Below are 17486 nucleotides of genomic sequence, written 5' to 3' on the forward strand. Positions count from 1 at the left end.
GGCGGAGGTCAGCGGCAGGATGGTGAAGGTGCAATCGATATCGGGCCCGGCTCACGCCGAGCATCGGGCCCAGGAAGCAGACCATCCTACCTCGCAGGTCGCGACGTTCGATACCGATCAACCGCTCCCGCTTGATTGCGGCGTCGATCTCGCGCCGTTCCAGATCGCCTATCAGACCTACGGTGAACTCAATTCCGCGAAGTCCAACGCCATTCTGATCTGTCATGCCCTCACCGGGGATCAGCATGTGGCCAACCCTCATCCGGTGACCGGAAAACCCGGCTGGTGGGTGACCCTGGTGGGGCCCGGCAAGCCGCTCGACACCAGCAGGTACTTCATTATCTGCTCCAATGTGATCGGCGGCTGCATGGGCTCGACCGGCCCCGCCTCGACCAATCCCACGACCGGCAAGGTGTGGGGGCTGGACTTCCCTGTCATCACCATTCCCGACATGGTGCGCGCGCAGGCCATGCTGATCGACCGCCTGGGAATCGACACGCTGTTTTCGGTGGTCGGCGGCTCCATGGGCGGCATGCAGGTGCTGCAGTGGTGCGTGGCCTATCCAAAGCGGGTGTTTTCGGCGCTACCGATCGCCTGCAGCACGCGCCACTCCGCGCAGAACATCGCGTTTCATGAATTGGGGCGGCAGGCGGTGATGGCCGATCCCGACTGGCGCGAGGGCCGCTATGTCGAGCAGGGCACCCATCCCCGCCGGGGCCTTGGCGTGGCGCGGATGGCCGCGCACATTACTTACCTGTCGGACGCGGCGCTGCATCGCAAGTTCGGGCGGCGGATGCAGGATCGCGAGTTGCCGACATTTTCGTTCGACGCGGATTTCCAGGTGGAGAGCTATCTGCGCCACCAGGGATCGTCATTCGTCGAGCGCTTCGACGCCAACAGCTATCTCTATCTGACGCGGGCGATGGACTATTTCGATATCGCGGCCGATCATGACGGCGTGCTGGCCGCCGCGTTTCGCGGGACCCGCACCCGCTTCTGCGTGGTCTCGTTCACGAGCGACTGGTTGTTTCCGACCTCCGAATCGCGGGCGACCGTGCATGCGCTCAATGCCGGCGGCGCGCGGGTTTCCTTCGCCGAGATCGAGACCGATCGCGGCCATGACGCCTTCCTGCTCGACGTTCCCGAGTTCTTCGATATCGCGCATGCGTTTCTGCAATCGGCGGGAAAGACCCGGGGCCTCGCCGATGCCGGACAATGAAATGAGCGTGGAGCAGCCCTCGCTGCCGTTGAACGGGGTCGCTCCGCGGGCGGCCGATCGTTATCGCAGCGATCATCTGCTGCTAGCGGAGATGATCGAGTCCGGCTCAAAGGTCCTGGATGTCGGATGCGGCGACGGCGATCTCTTGCAACTGCTCGAGACGCGAGGCATCGACGGCCGCGGCATCGAGTTGTCGCGCGAGGGCGTCAATCGTTGCGTGGCCAAGGGTCTTGCCGTGGTGCAGGGCGACGCCGATACCGACCTCGTCAGCTATCCCGACGACGCCTTCGATTACGTCATCCTGTCGCAAACCCTGCAGGCCACGCGGCAACCGAAAACGGTGCTGGAAAATCTGCTGCGGATCGGCCGGCGCGCCGTCGTTTCATTTCCGAACTTCGGTCACTGGAAGATGCGCGTTCAGCTTCTGATCGGCGGCCACATGCCGCGCACGGACAATCTGCCGGCGACATGGTACGATACGCCGAACATCCATTTCTGCACCATCAAGGATTTCGTCCAGCTCTGCGACGAGATCAACGTGAAGATGGAGCGTGCGGTCGCGCTTAATCTTTACGGCCGGCCGCTGCGGTTCAACGCGCCCTGGTGGTTCTGGAATATGTTCGGAGAACAGGGCGTGTTTCTGCTCAGCCGCGCGGAGAAGATCGCCAAAGCTCCGGGACAGGATGAGTAGGCTTCCCTTCGTCCCGCCCGTTCAGAACTGGGTTCGATCATCGGCGTGACGGCCGCGTTGCGACGCAGCAGGGAGAGCGAGCCTCGACCTCGCAACGGCCTGGACGGTCCAGGCTAATCAAAAAAATTCCATTTCAGGTCAATGATTTGGAAATATCGCGCTGCGGTATGCCGATATCGCAATGCAGATATGCGTTATGCGCAATGCAGGTATGACTTTAAAAAGCCTGAGCATGTGATTACAAGGCGCCCGCGTTTTTCCCGGCACGACAAAAGAGCGGATTTCACCGCGCAGCGGGCGGGAACAGGGAGGTGTCACAGGGGAGCATGAATGTTCCAGTTAGTTGCGTTGCGCTGGATGCCGCGTATTTTGGCACTGGCGGTTTGTTTCCTGGCTGTCGTTGCATTTGCGATGCCGGCCTCGGCAAGACCTTATCATCGCGCGGGGCATCACGCGCACGCTTATCATTATAAGCACCATCATCATATTCGCCGGCACTACGGGTATCGTCATCACCGATACCGCCACGCGCGGCGGGCTCACGCGCGCGGGTGGAGGAACGCCAGCGCCGCTCTTACGCCCAAGAGCGGATTTTCGGGTGGCGGTCTGGCTTCGAATATCGTTGCCGAGGCTCGCCGTTACATCGGGGGCAATCCGACCGGCCGTCGCCGGCTCTGGTGCGCGCGATTCATGAACTTGGTTCTGAAGCGCGCCGGGCATCAGGGGACGGGCTCCGACATGGCGCGTTCGTTCGCGCATTACGGCCGCCGGGTTTCCGGCCCGCAGGTCGGCGCCATCGCCGTCATGACCCGGCGCGGCGGCGGTGGTCATGTCGGCGTCGTCAGCGGTGTCGATCGGCGCGGCAACCCCATCGTCGTGTCCGGCAATCATGGCCGCCGCGTCGCGGAGTCGGTCTATCCGCGCAGCCGCGTCTACGCCTATGTAGTGCCGCATTGAAGCAAAACGGAACGGACGTTGTCCGTGCCGTTTTGCCTTTGCCTGACATGCTTTGCTCGAAACGCCCTATTCCCGAAACGTTTCGATTCTGTCCTCGATCCTGACCGTGCCGCCGGTAACGACTTCCGCATAGATCCCGCAGTCGCGATGTCCCAGCGTTCCCGCCAGCGCGTTCGGAATGTCGAGATCGCGCGCCCCGGTTTCGGGGTCGACGTTGGTGGCGGTGCAGCGGACAATCCGCTTGACCACCTTGAGCCTGATGTCTCCGATCGCGAGCGTGTGGCCGAGCAGGTCGAGTTCGCTCCAGGCCGGCCAGCCACGGACGTACAGGTTGGCGCGGAAGCGGAGCGGGTGAACCGGCTGACCCACCATTTGTTCGATCGCGGCGACGCTGCCGAGATTGATGATCGAGACCACTTTCCTTGCGACGTCCGAAAAGCTGTGTCCGTTGCCGACGAGAAGTCGAGGCGGCCCTCTCAGCTCTTGCGCGAAGTTCGCCGCGAAGAACCGTTCAACCGCGGCGCGGCCCTCCGCCGTGCCGAGGTCGGCGCGCGCCGCCTCCTCGCCGTCCGCCAGGATTGTCAGGACGCCGCTGGCGTCGTCATAGCGGCTGTCGAGCGTGGCGAGCCGCTCGTCGCGCATCAGCATCAGAAACCTGGACTTTGGAAAATACCGGGGCGCGGCAGGATCGAATCCGGTCGGACCGTTCTCGATCGCATAGGAGCGGTCACCGGGAACGGTTCCGCCGGGGGTCAGGACAGCGTGTTGCAGAGGCTCGGCGGACAGGCCTTTGACGGGATAGCGGTAAAGCGCTGCAACGGTCGCCTTGGAAGATCCGGACATGATGCTCCTTACAAGATTCCCGCGAGGCTTGTCATCGGCACTGTCTCAACGCCCCTTCATTTTCTGGGAGGCTATTCCTACATCTGCCGCAGGCCGAATTGAACGATTCCGCGAGCCGGTCGCTGCCGGTTGAGGAATGTCGATGCGGCCGGCGTAGGCAACGAGGATGCTGCTTTCTGTGCTTTCGGGGCAGGAGCGGCAGGCCGGGGAGGTTCCCATGAACATTGAAAAATATACCGAGCGGGTGCGCGGGTTCATCCAGTCGGCGCAATCGCTGGCGATGCGCGAAGGCCACCAGCAGTTCACGCCGCTTCATATTCTGAAGGTGCTGCTCGATGACAGCGAAGGTCTGGCGGGAAGCCTGATCGACCGCGCCGGCGGCAATTCGCGCGCGATCCTGAAGGCGACGGAAGCCGCTCTCGACAAGATGCCGAAGGTGTCGGGCGCTGGAGCGGGCCAGATTTATCTCGCGCCGGCGACGGCGCGCGCGTTCGATGCCGCGGAACAGGCGGCCGAGAAGGCCGGCGACAGTTTTGTCACCGTGGAACGGCTGTTGCAGGCTTTGTCGCTCGACAAGGACAGCGACGCGTTCAAATTGCTGAAGGACGGCGGGGTCACGCCGCAGACCCTCAATGCGGCGATCAGCGCGCTTCGCAAAGGACGGACCGCGGATAGCGCCACGGCGGAAAACGCCTATGACGCGTTGAAGAAATACGCGCGCGATCTGACCCAGGCGGCGCGCGAGGGCAAGCTCGATCCGGTGATCGGCCGCGACGAGGAGATCCGCCGGACGATTCAAGTTTTGTCGCGGCGTACCAAGAACAATCCGGTGCTGATCGGCGAGCCCGGCGTCGGCAAGACCGCGATCGCGGAAGGGCTGGCGCTGCGCATCGTCAACGGCGACGTGCCGGAAAGCCTGAAGGACAAGAAGCTGCTCGCCCTCGACCTCGGGTCGATGATCGCGGGCGCGAAATATCGCGGCGAGTTCGAGGAGCGGCTCAAGGCGGTGCTGCAGGAGGTGACCGCCTCCGACGGCGGCATCGTCCTGTTCATCGACGAGATGCACACGCTGATCGGCGCCGGCAAGGCCGATGGCGCCATGGACGCTTCCAATCTGCTGAAGCCGGCGCTGGCGCGCGGCGAACTGCATTGCGTGGGAGCGACCACGCTCGACGAGTATCGCAAGCATGTCGAAAAGGATGCGGCGCTGGCCAGGCGCTTTCAGCCGATCTTCGTATCTGAGCCGACGGTCGAGGATACCGTCTCGATCCTGCGCGGTCTCAAGGACAAGTATGAGCAGCATCACGGCGTCCGCATCGCCGATAGCGCGCTGGTCGCGGCCGCCACGCTCTCCCACCGTTATATCACCGACCGTTTCCTGCCCGACAAGGCGATCGATCTGGTGGATGAGGCGGCGGCGCGGCTCAAGATGCAGGTCGATTCCAAGCCGGAAGAACTCGATTCGCTCGACCGCGAGATCGTGCGGCTGAAGATCGAGCAGGAGGCGCTGAAGAAGGAGAACGACGCCGGCTCCAGAACGCGTCTTGAGAACCTTGAAAAAGAACTGGCCGATCTGGAAAAGCGGTCGGCGGATCTGACCTCGCGCTGGAACGCCGAAAAGAACAAGCTGTCGGACGCCGCCAAGCTCAAGAGCGAGCTTGATCAGGCGCGGATCGAACTCGCCAACGCGCAGCGGCGCGGCGAATATCAGATAGCGGGCGAACTGGCCTATGGGCGGATTCCCGAACTCGAAAAGCGTTTGCAGAGCATCGAGACCGGCGAAAGCAATACGATGATGAATGAAACCGTGACGGCGGACAGCATCGCCCAGGTGGTGTCGCGATGGACCGGCGTTCCCGTCGACAAGATGCTCGAGGGCGAGAAGGAAAAGCTGCTGCGCATGGAGGAAAGCCTGGCGGCGCGCGTCGTTGGGCAGGGGGAAGCCGTGCGCGCGGTGTCAACCGCGGTGCGGCGCGCGCGCGCCGGTTTGCAGGACCCCAACCGACCCATGGGCTCGTTCATGTTCCTGGGGCCGACCGGCGTCGGCAAGACCGAACTGACCAAGGCGCTCGCTGCCTATCTGTTCGACGATGAGACGGCGATGGTCCGCGTCGATATGTCGGAATATATGGAGAAGCACTCGGTGGCGCGGCTGATCGGCGCGCCTCCCGGCTATGTCGGTTACGACGAGGGAGGCGCGCTGACCGAGGCGGTGCGGCGGCGTCCCTATCAGGTCGTGCTGTTCGACGAGATCGAGAAGGCGCATCCGGACGTGTTCAACGTGCTGTTGCAGGTGCTCGACGATGGCCGCCTGACCGACGGACAGGGCCGCACGGTGGATTTCCGCAACACGTTGATCATCATGACGTCGAACCTCGGTTCGGAATTCCTGGTCAATCAGCCGGAAGGGGAAGACACCGGCGCGGTGCGCGAGCAGGTGATGGAGATGGTGCGCGGGCATTTTCGTCCGGAGTTTCTCAACCGCGTCGACGAGATCATCCTGTTCCATCGGTTGCAGAAGAGCGAGATGGGCCGGATCGTGGAAATTCAGTTCTCAAGGCTGCAAAAGCTGCTGGAGGATCGCAAGATCGTGCTCGATCTCGACGCCGCGGCGCGCGACCGGCTGGCCGAGAAAGGCTGGGATCCCGCCTACGGCGCACGGCCGCTCAAGCGCGTGATTCAGCGCAGCGTGCAGGACCCGCTGGCTGAAATGATCCTGGCTGGCGCCATCCGCGACGGCGACCGGGTCGCGATTTCGGTCAAGGACGGCGTGCTCACATTCAATGGCGAGGCGCCGCCGAGGGTCGATATCGAGCCATTCGCGCCGCCGATGTCCAGGCGCAGGCTGCACTGACGCGTCTGCCATGTCTTCCCGCATCCGCGGGAAGGGTTGACGCCGTTACCACGCGAATCCCATGAATGCCCCCGGCGCAATTCTAAAAAAGACCCGGATCGTGAAATAATTATTTCGTTCTGGCTGCTCATGGAGAGGTATTATTCTTTGTTTTCAATAATGCTTGTTTTCTTCGGCGAACCAGCCCTATTCAAAGGGCCGAATTGTCGAAGCGGATGCAGTGGCTTTCCATTTCGTGCGGCGTCTCGACCAGACCTGTGAAGTGTCAATCGTGGCGGCCGGCAGTTCGCTCCCGAGGTTTTGCTTGCGATGACAAAATTGGAATTTCCAGGTTCAGCACTCACGACGGATCAGTGGACGCAGGTCAACCAGCTCGCGACGTCTCTCAGTCATGAACAGGCGATCTGGATCAGCGGCTATTTCGCGGGTCTCAGTCATCGGGCTCGGGCTGGCGCTGCGGCAGGGGAGATCGCGGAGCTTGCACCGCCTTCGCAGGGCAGCGCCGCCGGCGCAGCTGCGACGCGGCTCCTGACGGTCCTGTTCGCAAGCGAGACCGGAAACAGCAAGACTCTCGCGAAGGCGCTGGTCGACAAGGCCACAGCCCAGGGAATCCAGGCGCGTCTCGCCGATATGGCGGAGTACAAGACGCGCGGCCTCAAGGACGAGCAGGACCTACTCGTCATCACCAGCACCCACGGCGAGGGTGATGCGCCGCAGACAGCCGTCGGTTTCTTCGAGTTTCTGGAGAGCCGCAAGGCCCCCAAGCTGCCGCAACTGCGCTTTGCGGTGCTGGCGCTGGGCGATTCGACCTATGAAAAATATTGCGAGGCCGGCAAGCGGATCGACCGGCGGCTGGAGGAACTGGGGGCGCAGCGCCTTGCCGATCGCGTCGACTGCGATGTCGATTATGAGGATGCCGCGGAAGCGTGGATATCGACGGTCATAGCCGATCTCGCGCCCGCCGCGCAGGCGTCCGTCTCCGCTCCGGTCGTGGCGCGCGGCGATGCGCCGCCGTCAGCGGTATTCGACAAGAAGAATCCGTTTCAGGCCGCCGTCATCGACAATATCGTGCTGACTGGGCGCGGATCGACCAAGGAAACGCGCCACATCGAATTGTCTCTGGCGGATTCGGGCTTGATCTATCAGCCGGGGGATGCGCTCGGCGTGGCGCCGCGTAACGATCCGGCGCTGGTGGAAGCCGTGCTTGAGAAACTGTCGCTGTCCGCCGATAGCTCCATAACGGTGAAGCAGGGTACGATAAGCCTCGGCGAGGCGCTGGGCGGAACGTTCGAGATCACGGCGCTCACGCCGCGTTTTCTCGATCATTGGGCCGAGATCACCGGCTCCGATGAACTGCAGGCGTTGCGCGCGCCTGATCAAAAGGAGGCGCGCGCCGCCTTCCTGCACAATCATCACATCCTCGATGTCGTCGGCCGGTTTCCGGCGCCGGGCATCGACGCCGCAAAGTTCGTTGCGGGTCTTCGGCCGTTGCAGCCGCGGCTCTACTCGATCGCCTCGAGCCTCGCCGCCGCTCCGGACGAGGCGCATCTTACGGTCAGCACGGTGCGTTATGCGCTGCACGACGTGCCGCGCACCGGCGTCGCATCCGGCTATCTCGCGTCGCGCACCGAGGTGGACGCCACGATCCCGGTCTATATCCAGTCCAACGATCACTTCCATCTGCCCGATGACGATGTGCCGATCCTGATGATCGGCGCCGGCACCGGCGTCGCGCCGTACCGCGCTTTCATGCAGGAACGTGAGGCCCGCGGCGCGTCCGGCCGGTCATGGCTGTTTTTCGGTGAGCGCAATTTCCGCAGCGACTTCCTCTATCAGGTCGAGTGGCAGGAGCTGATCAAGAACGGCGTGCTGAGCCGGCTCGATCTGGCGTTCTCGCGGGACGCCGCGCCCAAGACCTATGTGCAGGATCGTCTGCGCCGGCAGGGGCGTGATGTCTACGCATGGCTCGAGGAAGGCGCGTATCTCTACGTTTGCGGCGATAGCGCCCACATGGCGCCTGATGTTCATGCGGCGTTGACTGATATCGTTGCCGAACATGGCGGTCTCGACCGTGACGAGGCCGGCGCCTATCTCTCGGCGCTGCAGCGTGATCGCCGTTATCGGCTCGACGTTTATTGAGGCCAGTTTGGTGGACGCAAAGACACAACCCGATCGCAGCCGCGATGTTTCCCAGCCGCTTGACAAGCTCGGGCCGGACGAGACGCTGAAGGCCAATAGCGACTATCTGCGCGGCACGATCAAGCAGAGCCTGGCCGACGAGATCACGTCGGCGGTGACGGCGAACGACGCCAAGCTGATGAAGTTCTTCGGAATCTATCAGCAGGACGACCGGGATATCCGCGACGAGCGCCGGCGTCAGAAACTGGAAGCGGCGTTCTCGTTCATGGTGCGCGTGCGGCTGCCGGGTGGTGTGTGCAGTCCCGGCCAGTGGCTGAAACTCGACGAGCTTGCGCGCAACTACGCGGGCGACACGCTGCGGCTGACCACGCGCCAGACGTTCCAGTTCCACCGCGTCATGAAGGATAACCTGCGCAGCCTGATCCAGGGACTGCGCGATATCCTGCTCGACACCAGGGCGGCCTGCGGCGACGACACCCGCGGCGTCATGAGCACCGTCAATCCCGATCTGTCGAAGCTGCACGCCGAGGTTTATGCGCTCGCCAAACGCGCGAGCGACCACGCGGTGCACAGGACCGGCGCCTACAAGGAAATCTGGTACGAAGCCGAGCGCGAGCAAACCGACGGGCCGGAGGAGCCGTTCTACGGACACACCTACATGCCGCGGAAGTTCAAGATCGGCTTCGCGATCCCGCCCAGCAACGATATCGACGTCTACGGCCAGGACCTAGGCTTCATCGCCATCGCGCAGCGCGGCAAGCTGAAGGGCTTCAACGTCGCCATCGGAGGCGGCCTCGGTCGGACCGATCAGTCGCCGAAGACCTATCCTCGCCTGGCCAGCGTGATCGGTTATATCGACGCGGACAAGCTGTTTCCGACGATCGACGCGGTGATGTCGGTCCAGCGCGATTATGGCGACCGTCTCGACCGCCTGCACGCCCGATTCAAATACACCATCGATGAAAAGGGCCTCGACTGGATCAAGGCGGAAACCGAACGCCGTCTCGGCTTCGCGCTCAAGCCCGAGCAACCCTACGCCTTCACCTCGAACGGTGATCCGCTCGGTTGGGTCAAGGGTGAGGATGGTCGCGAGCATTGCGTCCTGTTCATCCAGAACGGCCGCGTGATCAATGCGCCGGATCATCCGATGATGGATGGCTTGCGCGCCATCGCGCAGGTTCACAAAGGCATGTTCCGCGTTACGCCGAACCAGAATCTCATCATTGCCGATATCGATCCCAAGGATCGGCCGGAGATCGAGGCGCTGATGAAGGAGTACGGCCTCGATCAGTTCGAGACCCGCAGCAGCCTGCGCCTCAACTCGATGGCCTGCGTCGCGCTGCCGACATGCGGTCTGGCGATGGCCGAAAGCGAGCGCTATCTGCCGGATCTCATCACCAAGATCGAGGCGATCCTGAATACTTATGGGTTGAAGGACGATCCGATCACCATCCGGATGACCGGATGCCCGAACGGCTGCGCGCGTCCCTATATCGCCGAGATCGGCCTCACCGGCCGCGCGCCTGGCAAGTACAATCTCTATCTCGGCGGCGGCTTCCACGGCGAGCGGCTCAACAAGATGTACCTGGAGAATGTCGGCGAACCTGTGATTCTCGAGACGCTCGACAAGACGCTCGGCCATTATGCCCGCGACCGCAAGCCCGGCGAGCACTTCGGCGATTTCGCCATTCGCGCCGGCTATGTCCCTGAGGTGAAGGAAGGGCGGTTCTTCAACGATTGAGCCGGGGCCTGCGGGCTGATGCCCGCGAACCGGCCTTTGTTCGAAGCGAGAAGATGGCGCTGCCCCGTAACGGCGCATCCTCCTTGTAATCCGTGCGCGGCGAACTGCGCCGGCGTTCCGGAGTCGTTGTGTTTCGACGGAAGTGCTTTAAATAGGCTGGGATCGGCCGGCCGTGATATTCTGCACGGAATCGTCGCGGATCCGCGCATTTTCATCGAAAGTCCACGAACGTCATGTCCGAATCCATGAATCCGAGAACTATCGCGGCCGCCAACGGCATCGCGGCGGAAGATACTTTCGGAGCGGTGACGCCGCCGATCTGTCTGTCGAGCACTTTCACCTGGCCCGGATTCGGGCGCAAAGGTCCGCACGACTATACCCGCACCAGTAATCCCACGCGGACGCTGCTGGCGGATACCCTCGCCAAGCTCGAGGGCGGCGCGGGCGCGGTGGTGGTGTCCTCCGGAATGGCGGCGATCGATCTGGTGCTGTCGCAACTCTCAAGCGATGATACCGTGATCGTGCCGCATGATTGTTACGGCGGCACTCACCGCCTGCTTCTGAACCGCCGCGACCGCGGGCACTTCAAGGTGCGCTTTGTCGATCAGAACGATCAGGCGGCGCTGGCGTCCGCCTTGAAGGATAAGCCCCGGCTTGTCCTGATCGAGACCCCGAGCAATCCCTTGATGCGCATCGTCGACATCCGGGCGATCGTCGCTCAGGCGAAAACGGTCGGCGCCAAGGTCGCCGTTGACAATACCTTCCTGTCGCCCGCGCTGCAGCGGCCGATCGCGTTGGGCGCGGACTTCGTCATTCATTCGACGACGAAATATCTCAATGGCCATTCGGACATCGTCGGCGGCGCCGTGATCTCAGCCGATCCCGCTGACGCCGAAGCGTTGGAGACCTGGGCCAATATCGTCGGCACGACGGGAGCGCCGTTCGATTCCTTCCTGGCGCTTCGCGGCATCCGCACGCTGTTTCCACGCGTGGAATGTCAGCAACGCAACGCGCAGGCGGTTGCCGAGTTTCTTCTCTCGCATCCTCTTGTCGCGGCCTGTCACTATCCGGGGCTGCCGTCGCATTCGGGACATGCTGTCGCCAAAGCCCAGCAATCCGGATTCGGCGCGATGCTCAGTTTCGAGCTGAGAGGAGGCGAGGTGGAAGCTGGCCGCTTTGTAGAAGCGGTGCGGCTTTTCTGCTTCGCGGAATCGCTCGGCGGCACCGAGAGCCTGGTGGCTCATCCGGCCACGATGACCCATGCCGGAATGTCGGAAGAAGCGCGCAAGGCCGCCGGGATCACCAGCGGTCTTATCCGGCTTTCGATCGGCCTGGAGGATGCCGCTGATCTGATCGCCGATCTGGATCAGGCTCTTGCCACGATCGATCGACCAGTTCGATCGAAGGCGAGCGCCTGAATCGCGACGCCGGAGTCATCCTCAGGACAAACAAGCAAGAAAAACGCGGAGCCGGCTGGCTCCGCGTTAATTATAGCGTTTTCGAGCGAAGTGGAATCCGGTTCGCGTGATGAAAACGTGTCAAATCAATATCATAGAGCCTCGCTTCTGATTCAATCGGAAGCGAAAAGGCTCTAGAAGACGCTATCGTCGCGCCGATCGAATACCGCCCGTTACGGACAGGGATGACGATAGCCGTCCGTGCCGAGATACGTTCCGGATCTCGGATCGTAGGAACGGAAGCGCTGCGCGCAGTAGGCCGCGTTCTGTTGCGCCGCTGCGGCCGCATTGGCCTGGCCGGCGGCAATCGCGCCGCCGACAATGGCTCCAGCCGCCAGGCCGCCGATCAACGCTCCGGCTCCGCCTCCGTAACCCGGGCCATAATACCCACGGCCATAATACCCGCGACGATAATACTGAACGGTCTCGATCGAGGACGGGCCAGTGCTCATGCCGGACTGAGCCATGAGCGGCGCCGAGGTCGCCGGAACGGAAAACGTGAGCGCCACGGAACCGGCGAACAGCGCCGTCAACAGAATTTTCGATCGCATCATTCAAGCTCCTCAACGGTGGGAATTATGGCCGAGACATTACTCGAAGCATTTGTTCAGAATGTCACATGTTCAGAGTGTCACATATTCAGAGTGTCACATGATCGTGAGGTTACATACCGGCGAGGCTCCGAATTACCGCGAGGTCTGTAATTTCATGTGACCGATCATTGCATTGTGTTAGTGCTTGATGGCCACCTTACGGTTCATTTTTCTTAGTTCGATGACGACGTAATGGCAAGCTGGCCCGCTTGACTGGATATGCGATGCGGTGATGCCGGTTTGCGGATGAGCCGTTACACCACGACGCTCAGCCGTTTCGCCGCGCGGGTGATGCCCGTGTACAGCCATCGCGCGCGGCTGTCCTGAAAGGCGAAGCTCTCGTCGAACAGAACGACGTCGTCCCATTGCGACCCCTGCGACTTATGCACCGTCAGGACATAGCCGTAGTCGAACTCGTCGTAAGGCTTGCGCTGCTCCCATGGAATATCCTCGATGCCTCCGGCGAAACAGTCATGCCGCACCGAGACTTTCGTCACCTTGTGCGCAAATTCCTCATCGGGCGACAGCCGCATCGTGATGATCTTTGACTTTGACACGGCGCGCGCCTTCACGCGCCACAGTCCGCCGTTAAAAAGCGCCTTCTTGCGGTTGTTGCGCAGACAGACCAGCTTGTCGCCCGCCACCGGCAGCGGATCCTCGATGTTTTGCCGCTGCCGCATCCGCATGTTGTAGGCGCGCCGGGTGTTGTTGCGCCCGACCAGCACCTGGTCGGCATCCATCACACGCGCTGGATCGAGCTCGCCGCGCGGCACGACCTCGCTTTCGCCGTAGCGGCCGATGTCGAGCTCGCGTCCCTCGCGCACATCCATGGACATGCGCACGATCGGGTCATCCTTCGCCTGCCGGTGTACATCGGTCAGCATCGCGTCCGGGCTGGCGTTGGTGAAGAAGCCGGCGCCCTGGATCGGCGGCAGTTGCGCGGGATCGCCCAGCACGAGCAGGGGACAGTCGAACGACATCAGATCGCGGCCCAGCTCCGCGTCGACCATCGAGCATTCGTCGATCACGATGAGCCTGGCCTTCGAGGCGGGCGCGTCGTCCCACAGTTCGAAACTCGGCTGCTCCTCGCCGGATTCGCGGGTGCGGTAGATCAGCGAATGAATCGTCGATGCGCCCTCGCAGCCCTTGTTGCGCATCACCAGCGCGGCCTTGCCGGTGAAAGCCGCGAACTTGACCTCTCCGTCGACGCCGTCAGCGATATGACGCGCCAGCGTGGTCTTGCCGGTCCCGGCATAGCCGAACAGGCGAAAGACGGCAGGCGTGCCGTTCCTGCCGGGTTTGGCTTTGAGCCAGTCGGCGACGGCTTTCAGCGCTGTATCCTGATGCGGCGTGAAGGAGGTCATGATCTCGAAGCGTGAGGGAGCCAGCGGGGCGATGCCGCGACTCAGGGTCTTCGAAAGCTAACCATTCGCGGAGCGAGCGCAAGGCGGATTGCCCTCGCTCGGCATTCGGATAGTCAGGCCGTTGGTATGAATGCGCGGTGGTCGCCGTTGCCGGCGGGCGTGATCGCGATGCCCTCGTCGGCGTATTCGTTCAGCTTGTTGCGCAGGGTGCGGATCGAGATGCCGAGGATGTTGGCGGCATGAGTCCGGTTGCCGAGGCAGTGCTTAAGCGTTTCCAGGATCATGTCGCGCTCGACGTCGGCGACGGTGCGGCCGACCAGCGCGCGCGTCACCTGCTCGGCGGCGAGCGTGGCGTGGGCCACCGCCGGCGCGGTCCTGGCGAGATCGAGACGGTCGCCCTCGGGCGTCAGGATGGCGTCGGCGCCGATTTCGTCGCCATTGGCCATCAGCACCGCGCGGTGGATGGTGTTTTCCAGCTCGCGGACATTACCCTGCCAGCGGTTGGCGGTCAGCACGCGCCGCGCGTCCGCTGAAATCGGGCGTGCCGGCACGCCGTTGGCCGCGGCATATTTCCTGATAAAATACTGCGCCAGTTCGAGAATATCGGCGGGACGCTCGCGCAGCGGCGGTATCTTCAGGTTGACGACATTGAGGCGGAACAGCAGATCCTCGCGGAAGGTGCCCTGCCGCACGGCGTCCGCAAGATTGCGGTTGGAGGTCGCGATGATGCGGATATCCACCGGCACCGGGCGGGCGCCGCCGACACGGTCGATCACCCGTTCCTGGATGGCGCGCAGCAGCTTGGACTGCAGCCGGACGTCCATCTCGGATATTTCGTCGAGCAGCAGCGTGCCGCCGCTGGCTTCCTCGAACTTGCCGATCCGGCGCGCGATAGCCCCGGTGAACGCGCCTTTCTCATGACCGAACAGTTCGGATTCCAGCAGGTGCTCGGGGATCGCCGCGCAGTTGATCGAGATGAACGGCCGCTTGGCCCGGTTCGAGCGCGCATGCACATGGCGCGCCAGCACTTCCTTTCCGGTCCCGGATTCGCCGGTGATCATGACCGAGGCGTCGGAGCCTGCGATCTGCTGCGCCAGCTTGATGACCCTTGCCATCGCTTCGTCGCGGTAGACCAGATCGCGGGAATCGTTCGCCACCGCGGCGAGGACCGCGGCGATCAGCTCCGGGTCAGGCGGCAGCGGGATGTATTCCTTGGCCCCGGCCTGAATCGCCGCGACCGCCGCGCGCGCATCGCTGACGATGCCGCAGGCTACGATCGGAACGTGAATATGCTCCGCCTCGAGCCGGATCACGAGGTCGCGGATATCGAGACCGACATCCACCAGCAGGAGATCGGCGCCCTTGCCGCCGCGCACCACCGCCATCGCCTGTTCGTTGTTTTCGGCGTGCGTGACGGAGGCGCCATTGTCCATGGCGATCTTGGTGGCGGTCGTGAGCTGGCCTTTCAATGAGCCAACAATGAGAAGCCGCATGATCTGCTCCTGTTAGTGTTCCCGTGCCCGTAGCGCTGGCGGTCAGGCTTTCTCGGCCTTGATGATTTCAGTCATGGTCACGCCGAGCTTGTCTTCCACGAGAACCACCTCGCCGCGCGCCACGAGCCGGTTGTTGACGTAAATATCGATGGCTTCCCCGACTCGCCTGTCGAGTTCCAGAACGCTGCCGGGTCCGAGCTTGAGCAGCGCGCCGACGTCCATCCTGGAGCGGCCGAGCACGGCGGACACCTGGACGGGCACGTCGAACACGGCCTCGAGGTCGGAAGCGACCCGCGAGACCTGCTCGTCCTCGCTGTATCCGACGTCGTCGATCGACGGCGCATCAGCAGCGTTGAGGTCGGGAAGCGGAACCTGGGTGTCGTTATCGCTCATTGTTCGCTACCATGCCTTCAGGGAGTGCTGTTCGATTTGCGTGACGCCATGTAGCCGCGCACCAGTTCGTCGATCCTGGCGTCGATGGCCGCCCGTTCCAGCACGATTCCTCCGTCGGCCCATTCGATCCTGCAATCGCCTGTCGCGACATCGGGTTCGGCAAGGATGACGAGTTGTCCGGTGAACCCGGTTTGCTTGGCCAGGCGTTCGATGTGATCGCGTGCCGCGTCATAGAGTTGATCGTTGATCCGGACCACCAGATGCGGCGTCGACACCAGGTGCCGGATACTGTCGCGGACCAGCGCGATGATATCAGCCGACGGCTCGGCTGCGATCAATGCGCTGCACAGCTTGCGCGCGGCCGCAACCGCGACATCGACCGCTTCGGTCTCCATCCGCGCTTCGATGCCAGCAAATCGTTCGGCAACAGCCTTGATGCCCGCGGCGATGCCCTCGATCGCCGCCGCCATGCGGCGATCGCCCTGCACCTTGGCTTCGCGCTGCGCGGCGTCAAATCCCTTTTGATAGGCCGCGGCCTCGGCGGCGGCGATCTTCTGCGCGATCTCAAGAGCCGTCGGCGCCCGCTCCCTCGACTTATGCGGAGCCGAGAAGTCCGTATCGAACAGGAATTTCGCCGGAGCGCCCATCAGTAGACCAGCTCGTCGTCGGCGCGGTTTTTCGAGAGCATGATCTCGCCCTTGGCCGCGAGATCCTTGGCGAGATTGACGAGCAGCGCCTGCGCCTCGTCGACGTCGCGCAGCCGCACCGGCCCGAGCGCCGCCATGTCGTCCATCAGCATTTTCGCGGCGCGCGTCGACATGTTGCCCATGAAGAAGGCGCGGACCTCTTCGTTGGCGCTCTTCAGCGCGATGCCGAGCTTGTCCTTGTCGACGTGCCGCATCAGGGTCTGCGCCGAGCCCGCGTCGAGCTTCACGAGATCGTCGAAGGTGAACATCAGCGCCTTGATGCGTTCGGCGGACTCGCGGTTTTCGTCTTCCAGCGCGGTGATGAAGCGGGTCTCGGTCTGGCGGTCGAAGTTGTTGAAGATTTCCGCCATCACCTCGTGAGCGTCGCGGCGGCGGGTCTGTGACAGGTTGGACATGAATTCGCTGCGCAGCGTCTGCTCGACGCGCTCGATCACTTCCTTCTGCACCGCTTCCATCCGGAGCATCCGGCCGACCACGTCGAGCGCCATGTCCTCGGGGAGGATGGCCAGCACCCGCGCGGCATGTTCGGGCTTCAGCTTCGACAGCACCACCGCGATGGTCTGCGGATATTCGTTCTTGAGATAGTTCGCGAGGACTTCCTCCTGAACGTTTGACAGCTTCTCCCACATGTTGCGGCCGGCCGGGCCACGGATCTCATCCATGATGCCGCTCACGCGTTCGGCGGGCAGGTATTGATTCAGAAGCCGCTCGGTCGCGTCGAAATTGCCCATCAGCGCGCCGGACGCCGACATCCGCGAGACGAATTCGAGCAGCAGGTCCTCGACCACATCGGCCTCGACCGTGCCGAGCGTCGACATGGCCAGCGACAGATCGCGCACCTCGTCGTCGTCCAGCATGGCCCACACCTTGCCGCCGTGCTGTTCGCCAAGCGCCAGCATCATCACGGCCGCCCGTTGCGGCCCGCTCATCGGCCTGGACTTGGGCCGGGTGCTTTGCCGGCTCGCAAGCGAGGCGACGACGCTGTTGATATCGTTGGCGTTTGCGTTGGTGGTGGTTTGCGGGACGGTCATGTCA

At 63.0% G+C, this 17486-nt stretch carries 14 protein-coding genes; 7 read left to right on the forward strand and 7 right to left on the reverse strand.

Going from position 1 to position 17486, the window contains the following annotated elements; genetic code table 11:
* The first annotated feature begins 19 nt into the window (after window positions 1-19).
* From metX to ACMYR2_RS03855, 3 genes are all read left to right on the forward strand, one after another.
* Window positions 20-1219, forward strand: a complete 1200-nt coding sequence (metX, locus tag ACMYR2_RS03845) for a homoserine O-acetyltransferase MetX (RefSeq protein WP_416193708.1) — start codon at window positions 20-22, stop codon at window positions 1217-1219.
* A gap of 1 nt (window position 1220) precedes the next feature.
* On the forward strand, window positions 1221-1910 hold the full coding sequence (gene metW, locus ACMYR2_RS03850) for a methionine biosynthesis protein MetW (protein ID WP_347264530.1): 690 nt from the start codon (window positions 1221-1223) through the stop codon (window positions 1908-1910).
* A 330-nt stretch (window positions 1911-2240) separates the two neighbouring features.
* Entirely contained in the window at window positions 2241-2867 is a 627-nt protein-coding gene (locus ACMYR2_RS03855) for a TIGR02594 family protein (RefSeq protein ID WP_347264529.1), read from the forward strand.
* Between the two features lie 66 nt (window positions 2868-2933).
* On the opposite strand, the gene ACMYR2_RS03860 is transcribed toward ACMYR2_RS03855, so the two are convergent.
* On the reverse strand, window positions 2934-3710 hold the full coding sequence (locus ACMYR2_RS03860) for an MOSC domain-containing protein (protein WP_347264528.1): 777 nt from the start codon (window positions 3708-3710) through the stop codon (window positions 2934-2936).
* Window positions 3711-3927: 217 nt separating this feature from the next.
* On the opposite strand from ACMYR2_RS03860, the gene clpB reads away from it, so the two are divergent.
* The 4 genes from clpB to metB all read left to right on the forward strand — a co-directional run bounded on the left by clpB (window position 3928) and on the right by metB (window position 11862).
* Entirely contained in the window at window positions 3928-6564 is a 2637-nt protein-coding gene (gene clpB / locus ACMYR2_RS03865) for an ATP-dependent chaperone ClpB (RefSeq protein ID WP_347264527.1), read from the forward strand.
* Window positions 6565-6873: 309 nt separating this feature from the next.
* Complete coding sequence (locus ACMYR2_RS03870) at window positions 6874-8703, forward strand: assimilatory sulfite reductase (NADPH) flavoprotein subunit (RefSeq protein ID WP_347264526.1); 1830 nt, start codon at window positions 6874-6876, stop codon at window positions 8701-8703.
* Between the two features lie 10 nt (window positions 8704-8713).
* Complete coding sequence (locus tag ACMYR2_RS03875) at window positions 8714-10444, forward strand: NADPH-dependent assimilatory sulfite reductase hemoprotein subunit (RefSeq protein WP_347264525.1); 1731 nt, start codon at window positions 8714-8716, stop codon at window positions 10442-10444.
* A gap of 233 nt (window positions 10445-10677) precedes the next feature.
* Complete coding sequence (gene metB, locus ACMYR2_RS03880) at window positions 10678-11862, forward strand: cystathionine gamma-synthase (RefSeq protein ID WP_416193709.1); 1185 nt, start codon at window positions 10678-10680, stop codon at window positions 11860-11862.
* Window positions 11863-12074: 212 nt separating this feature from the next.
* Here metB and ACMYR2_RS03885 read toward each other — a convergent pair whose 3' ends face one another.
* The 6 genes from ACMYR2_RS03885 to fliG form a co-directional block, all read right to left on the reverse strand.
* Window positions 12075-12455 (reverse strand): BA14K family protein, encoded by a 381-nt coding sequence (locus ACMYR2_RS03885; protein ID WP_347264523.1) that lies wholly within the window; start codon window positions 12453-12455, stop codon window positions 12075-12077.
* 293 nt (window positions 12456-12748) lie between these two features.
* Window positions 12749-13858, reverse strand: coding sequence for an ATP-dependent DNA helicase (locus tag ACMYR2_RS03890; RefSeq protein ID WP_347264522.1), 1110 nt, complete (start codon window positions 13856-13858; stop codon window positions 12749-12751).
* Between the two features lie 113 nt (window positions 13859-13971).
* On the reverse strand, window positions 13972-15351 hold the full coding sequence (locus ACMYR2_RS03895) for a sigma 54-interacting transcriptional regulator (protein ID WP_416193710.1): 1380 nt from the start codon (window positions 15349-15351) through the stop codon (window positions 13972-13974).
* Window positions 15352-15393: 42 nt separating this feature from the next.
* On the reverse strand, window positions 15394-15744 hold the full coding sequence (gene fliN / locus ACMYR2_RS03900; protein ID WP_011313924.1) for a flagellar motor switch protein FliN: 351 nt from the start codon (window positions 15742-15744) through the stop codon (window positions 15394-15396).
* A gap of 17 nt (window positions 15745-15761) precedes the next feature.
* On the reverse strand, window positions 15762-16391 hold the full coding sequence (locus tag ACMYR2_RS03905; RefSeq protein WP_347263594.1) for a FliH/SctL family protein: 630 nt from the start codon (window positions 16389-16391) through the stop codon (window positions 15762-15764).
* The gene (fliG, locus tag ACMYR2_RS03910) at window positions 16391-17482 is read right to left on the reverse strand and encodes a flagellar motor switch protein FliG (protein WP_347263595.1); all 1092 of its coding nucleotides are present in this window, start codon (window positions 17480-17482) and stop codon (window positions 16391-16393) included. Before fliG ends, ACMYR2_RS03905 begins: the two co-directional genes overlap by 1 nt.
* Window positions 17483-17486 lie beyond the last annotated feature (4 nt).

Origin of the sequence: Nitrobacter sp. TKz-YC01 (assembly GCF_047824785.1) — a bacterium.
Taxonomy (GTDB): domain Bacteria; phylum Pseudomonadota; class Alphaproteobacteria; order Rhizobiales; family Xanthobacteraceae; genus Nitrobacter.

Bases quoted from the DNA above. Each gene is read 5' to 3' on its own strand.
- metX (WP_416193708.1), top strand. From the start codon at position 20: ATGGTGAAGGTGCAATCGATATCGGGCCCGGCTCACGCCGAGCATCGG.
- metW (WP_347264530.1), top strand. From the start codon at position 1,221: ATGAGCGTGGAGCAGCCCTCGCTGCCGTTGAACGGGGTCGCTCCGCGG.
- ACMYR2_RS03855 (WP_347264529.1), top strand. From the start codon at position 2,241: ATGTTCCAGTTAGTTGCGTTGCGCTGGATGCCGCGTATTTTGGCACTG.
- ACMYR2_RS03860 (WP_347264528.1), bottom strand. From the start codon at position 3,710: ATGTCCGGATCTTCCAAGGCGACCGTTGCAGCGCTTTACCGCTATCCC.
- clpB (WP_347264527.1), top strand. From the start codon at position 3,928: ATGAACATTGAAAAATATACCGAGCGGGTGCGCGGGTTCATCCAGTCG.
- ACMYR2_RS03870 (WP_347264526.1), top strand. From the start codon at position 6,874: ATGACAAAATTGGAATTTCCAGGTTCAGCACTCACGACGGATCAGTGG.
- metB (WP_416193709.1), top strand. From the start codon at position 10,678: ATGTCCGAATCCATGAATCCGAGAACTATCGCGGCCGCCAACGGCATC.
- ACMYR2_RS03885 (WP_347264523.1), bottom strand. From the start codon at position 12,455: ATGATGCGATCGAAAATTCTGTTGACGGCGCTGTTCGCCGGTTCCGTG.
- ACMYR2_RS03890 (WP_347264522.1), bottom strand. From the start codon at position 13,858: ATGACCTCCTTCACGCCGCATCAGGATACAGCGCTGAAAGCCGTCGCC.
- ACMYR2_RS03895 (WP_416193710.1), bottom strand. From the start codon at position 15,351: ATGCGGCTTCTCATTGTTGGCTCATTGAAAGGCCAGCTCACGACCGCC.
- fliN (WP_011313924.1), bottom strand. From the start codon at position 15,744: ATGAGCGATAACGACACCCAGGTTCCGCTTCCCGACCTCAACGCTGCT.
- ACMYR2_RS03905 (WP_347263594.1), bottom strand. From the start codon at position 16,391: ATGGGCGCTCCGGCGAAATTCCTGTTCGATACGGACTTCTCGGCTCCG.
- fliG (WP_347263595.1), bottom strand. From the start codon at position 17,482: ATGACCGTCCCGCAAACCACCACCAACGCAAACGCCAACGATATCAAC.